The sequence below is a fragment of the Acidiphilium sp. genome, assembly GCF_049977125.1.
Taxonomy (GTDB): Bacteria; Pseudomonadota; Alphaproteobacteria; order Acetobacterales; family Acetobacteraceae; genus Acidiphilium.
The window spans coordinates 1-4,121 of the sequence record NZ_JBMFGY010000204.1; the positions used below are offsets into that span (position 1 = coordinate 1).

General features: G+C 60.8%; 7 protein-coding genes. All 7 read right to left on the reverse strand.

Annotated features, from left to right (window positions below):
• Positions 1 to 185 precede the first annotated feature (185 nt).
• Positions 186 to 1,154, reverse strand: coding sequence for a type IV secretory system conjugative DNA transfer family protein (locus ACP5E6_RS16700; protein WP_427956047.1), 969 nt, complete (start codon positions 1,152 to 1,154; stop codon positions 186 to 188).
• Positions 1,151 to 1,360 (reverse strand): hypothetical protein, encoded by a 210-nt coding sequence (locus tag ACP5E6_RS16705; RefSeq protein WP_427956049.1) that lies wholly within the window; start codon positions 1,358 to 1,360, stop codon positions 1,151 to 1,153. Before ACP5E6_RS16705 ends, ACP5E6_RS16700 begins: the two co-directional genes overlap by 4 nt.
• Before the next feature lie 10 nt (positions 1,361 to 1,370).
• Positions 1,371 to 1,892 carry a DotD/TraH family lipoprotein gene (locus ACP5E6_RS16710; RefSeq protein WP_427956051.1) on the reverse strand — a complete coding sequence of 174 codons (522 nt, stop codon included), beginning with the start codon at positions 1,890 to 1,892 and terminating at the stop codon, positions 1,371 to 1,373.
• 95 nt (positions 1,893 to 1,987) lie between these two features.
• Entirely contained in the window at positions 1,988 to 2,383 is a 396-nt protein-coding gene (locus tag ACP5E6_RS16715) for a type II toxin-antitoxin system VapC family toxin (RefSeq protein ID WP_427956053.1), read from the reverse strand.
• Positions 2,380 to 2,622 carry a type II toxin-antitoxin system VapB family antitoxin gene (locus ACP5E6_RS16720; protein WP_427956055.1) on the reverse strand — a complete coding sequence of 81 codons (243 nt, stop codon included), beginning with the start codon at positions 2,620 to 2,622 and terminating at the stop codon, positions 2,380 to 2,382. Before ACP5E6_RS16720 ends, ACP5E6_RS16715 begins: the two co-directional genes overlap by 4 nt.
• A gap of 253 nt (positions 2,623 to 2,875) precedes the next feature.
• Positions 2,876 to 3,604, reverse strand: a complete 729-nt coding sequence (locus tag ACP5E6_RS16725; RefSeq protein WP_427956058.1) for a hypothetical protein — start codon at positions 3,602 to 3,604, stop codon at positions 2,876 to 2,878.
• A 125-nt stretch (positions 3,605 to 3,729) separates the two neighbouring features.
• Positions 3,730 to 4,121 (reverse strand): hypothetical protein (locus tag ACP5E6_RS16730; RefSeq protein WP_427956060.1); only part of this gene is annotated, 392 nt, incomplete at its 5' end.

Below are 4,121 nucleotides of genomic sequence, written 5' to 3' on the forward strand. Positions count from 1 at the left end.
CCGGCCGCTGATCGCCGAAGAACAATTCGCTCACACCTTCCTGCACGGCGCGGCGAAGAAACTCCTGCACCGCGATCGGCCGATCGAAATTGTCGGACGGGTCGATCAGGATCGGACGGTGGAATTTCCGGTAGTCATCGATCGGGCGGTTATCGGGGCCTCTGCTGACCATGAGCACCACCGTCTCAGCGCGCCGGCGGCTGGCCGATCGGCCCGCCACTCGGCACATCGGTCGAACGCCAGTTCGCCGCGTTCGGATCAAGGCCCGGCTGATTGGTGATCCGAATGACGTCGTTGCCGATCAGCATGCGGTTGCGCCCACCGGAGACCGCCTGATGATGAAAGACCAGATCGGGCGATTCCACGAGACCGGCGCGCAGAAGCACCTGGTAACGGACCATGCCGATATAGTTGTTTTCGAGCCGGCTGAGATCGTCGAGGAAGATCTGCGCACCCTGAGCCTCGCCGAGCGCCCAGCCTTCAGCAACCCATTTGTGCCAATATTCCACCTCCAGCCGGGAACGCGGCCGGATCGCACTCGGTGGGGGCGTCGGCTTCGCCCAGGTTCGGACCAGATAGGTGCGCCAGTTGGGCGGCGCTGACGCCAGCTGCGCCTGCTGGGTGATCTCGTAGACCTGATCGGTCTGCTTCGCGACCTGACCACCGGGTGCCAGCGCGAAGGCCATCTGCGCCTCGGTGACGATCGGTGGGCGCAACAGGGTCTGCCCGTTGCTCACATTGACCATCAGCTTCCCGAAATCGAAGGTGCGATCGAGATCGGCCTGATAATTCACCAGCATCAGATTGATCGCATAGCTTTCCGCGGCCAATCCGCCCTGCGCGCCGTAGGACAAGGCATTCTGCTTGAGCGCGGCACGCCGCATCGGCGAGATCGTCTTGTGCTTGGCTGAAAGCGGCCGGAGTGCCTGCAATTCATTGAGGGACGGTGGGGCCTGCCCTCCCGTCAGAATGCCGTTGATCCGCGCGCCCGCGACCGGGTTGTTGAGCGGATTGGCGTTATCGTGCAGGCTCCGCGCGATCACGCCGGGACTGTCCGAAATGCCGGTCTGGGGAAACGGTGCTTGTGCCGCCCGGACCACCGGGGCGAGCAAGAGGGCGACCGGCAGCGCGGTAGTAGGCAGGATCCGTCTCATCGATGATCTCCTCGGGAATTGATGCACAATTCAGGCGGCAACGGGTCGGTAATGCCGAGCCGGAAGAACAACGCGCCGCGGCGCGCGCCCGACACGAGGTCGGACAGAAAGTCGCCGACCGGGTCGGTGATCTGGATTAGCCGAACCGGCAGACGGGGGCGGGGCGGAGAGCGGCGGGGAACCCGGAGACGATATTTTCGTGCCATGACACCCGCCTCACTTCTGACCCGGCGCGGCAGGAGCCGTGACCGGGTGGAGATAGCGAACGTCGATCGTCTGTTCGGCGGGAATGACGGTGACCGTCGCGCGCGATCCCGCCTCGATGCCGAGGGTCCGGATCACTGTCGAGACCGGGATCTGGTCGGCGTGGACCGAGACCAGAACCGGGACGACGCCCTTCGGGTGGTGGATCACCACATGATAATTGATCAGCGTGCCGAGCGCCTGGACCGCAGGTCCGAGATTACCCTCGTAGTTCCAGCGAATGCGTTGCTGAAGCTCACCGGGCAGGGCGACGGGCAATCGCGCCGAGGCCAACGTCATCACCGGCTCGCCGTCGAGTTGATCGACCGATTGATCGGTGCGGAGGATCGCGTTGTTCAGGGCGATCTGAAGGTTCGGCATGCCGGGTGTGATGACATCGGCCGCGACCTTCGGGACCGGGCCGGCTGCGCAGCCGGCAAGAAGTGCTGCTGTGAACAGGCCCGAAGCGATGGCTGTATGGTGCAAAACACGCATGGTGATCTCCCTTCGAGACCACGGTGCGAAATCCTATCGCCACTCCAAACTGGTATTTCAGGCGGTCACGCGATTGGGATAAGAAGATCTGTTGGTCAGGTCTCGATGTCGGTTTTCGAGAAATCGTTGCCTTTGAAGAGCAGCGCTGCCCGGTGCGCCTTGGCTGCGGCATAGGCGAAGCAATCGCCCATATTCAGGCCGGCCGGATGGCGCCCCTTGCCGAAATCGCCATAAGCCTGGATCGCAAACTCGTATTCGCGCTCACCAAGTGACGTGACCTCGATGCCATGGGCCGCCATGAAGCTTTTGACCAATAGTCGGGCACCTTCCAGCGAGAGGCCAAAACTCCGGCAGAGACCGGCGGTCGCCTCCCACATCGAGATTGGAGAGACAAGCCGGATCCGCTCCTCGTTCAACCGATCCGCGAGCTGATCGGCATCCTCCTCGCCGGCGATCATCGCGATCAGAGCCGAAGCGTCGATGAAGATCAACCGGATTCCCCGGACAGATCATCGAAAAAAGCCTTATCGGCCCTCAACCCCGTGGGGGGCGGCAATGGATGGGCCGCGCGCCATTCGCGCATACGCTCGCTCAGGGGTTTCGCGTCACGGGCACGATCGAGTTCTGCCTGAACAGCCATACGCACCGCGTCCTGCTTGGTCATGCCTCGTTCCTTGGCCAGTCGCGCGACGAGATCGGCCGTAAGATCGTCCCGAATGTAAAGGGGCATGGATGACTCCAGATATCTGTATATTCCTGAATAAATATCCGAATATCGGCGACATCACAAGGAAGCACTGTCGGCCCTCGACCCATCGACCCATCGACTAATCGGCCATTCCGACCTTCGCCGTTTCGCATCTGCGACCGTCATCAGATCGCGCCTGGATGGTGAAAACGCGCATTTCCGATGATCACGTCGTTGGAACCACTTATCTTCGGACGCTGATCCCGACCCGCTTCGCACGAAACATTCTTCGCTCTCAGGGGCGATCTTCTGCTACCGGTAATTCGATCATGGTCGGCAGGACGATCTTGATATCGTGGGTCAACTGACCGGTAATCTCGTGAGCAGAGGCGAGATTTTGGTGCGCGATCTTGAACTCGATCAGACTACGCCGCGCAAAGGGCTTAAGCGAGAAGAAATGATAGGACGGGAAACCCCAGTTCTCAGAAAGCAAGGTGTTGTAGAAATAAGCCGTCGTGTCCTCGGCCTCGCACGGCACCAGCTGCCCGAGCATAAAGCCGTATTCGTCCTCGAAATAGTGTTCGGAAATCGCGTAGCATCGCTCAACACTGGCCTGCACCGCCGGAAAACCGCCGGCATAGAAATTGTCGACGAATTTCGTGATGCCCGTCTCAGTTTCGGCACCATTGAAGCCGCTGACCGAGATAATCTGCTGCCGCTGCGCGTAAGTCGGTCCAGGAAAAGGCAAATTTGGTCCGATCTGATGCGCGGCGGAAGGAATGTAGCGGTAGTAGAGAGGGCCACGGGCGGCTGGGTTGAGGTTGGGTGTGCCCACTCCGCCCGCCTGCTGGAGCGTGCATCCTGCCAGCAACGACAGAGTGGCGAGGACGATCGGCAATCCGGCGCTGACTCGGCGTGGTCCGGACCAAGCAACGGTTTTGTTCAGAATCAGCCTTTCCCGCGCCCCCTTGATCAACTCCTCGAGGTGGTAATTCAAGCCGCTCGTATTCAGAAATTTAGCCATGTGCTCAAATCTCCATAAAGCTTGTCGCTGAAGATCACGGGACTCACGCCGAACGCCCTAAAAACCAAGCCCCAGAGATTTGGAGAGTTTCATTCGACGCGACCTTTCCTGTTTGGCGGGAATTTTCAGAAACGCCTGGTGTGGTGAACCGGGAGGTTGCCGCCGATGACGTGATGGAGATACACGACGCGCCCCATAACGCCGTTCCCCATCGCGAACAGGGCCAGCGGGTGGTCCGCCTCGAAAACCTGGCCGTTGCCCCCGAACAAGCGCCCGCTTCCGTACCAGCTTGATCCTTCAGCATAATGCAGCCGGTATTCGCCGAGTTGCAGGCGGAGCGCGACCGACATGCCGCGCCAGAGATAAAACTGAACGACCGGCTGGTGTGTCCCCACAGCGCTGAGCTCGACGAAATAATAACGAGGGCCGGTATGAGGCGCGATAACCGTGAAATTGGCGAGCGTGGTGCCGGGCTGCCGGGTCGACAGCCAGCGAACCGTGTCGTTCGCCGGAAACG

What these genes read in the sequence shown, in the direction of transcription:
- ACP5E6_RS16705 (WP_427956049.1), bottom strand. Translation starts at nt 1,360, where the DNA reads ATGGCACGAAAATATCGTCTCCGGGTTCCCCGCCGCTCTCCGCCCCGC.
- ACP5E6_RS16710 (WP_427956051.1), bottom strand. Translation starts at nt 1,892, where the DNA reads ATGCGTGTTTTGCACCATACAGCCATCGCTTCGGGCCTGTTCACAGCA.
- ACP5E6_RS16720 (WP_427956055.1), bottom strand. Translation starts at nt 2,622, where the DNA reads ATGCCCCTTTACATTCGGGACGATCTTACGGCCGATCTCGTCGCGCGA.
- ACP5E6_RS16700 (WP_427956047.1), bottom strand. Translation starts at nt 1,154, where the DNA reads ATGAGACGGATCCTGCCTACTACCGCGCTGCCGGTCGCCCTCTTGCTC.
- ACP5E6_RS16725 (WP_427956058.1), bottom strand. Translation starts at nt 3,604, where the DNA reads ATGGCTAAATTTCTGAATACGAGCGGCTTGAATTACCACCTCGAGGAG.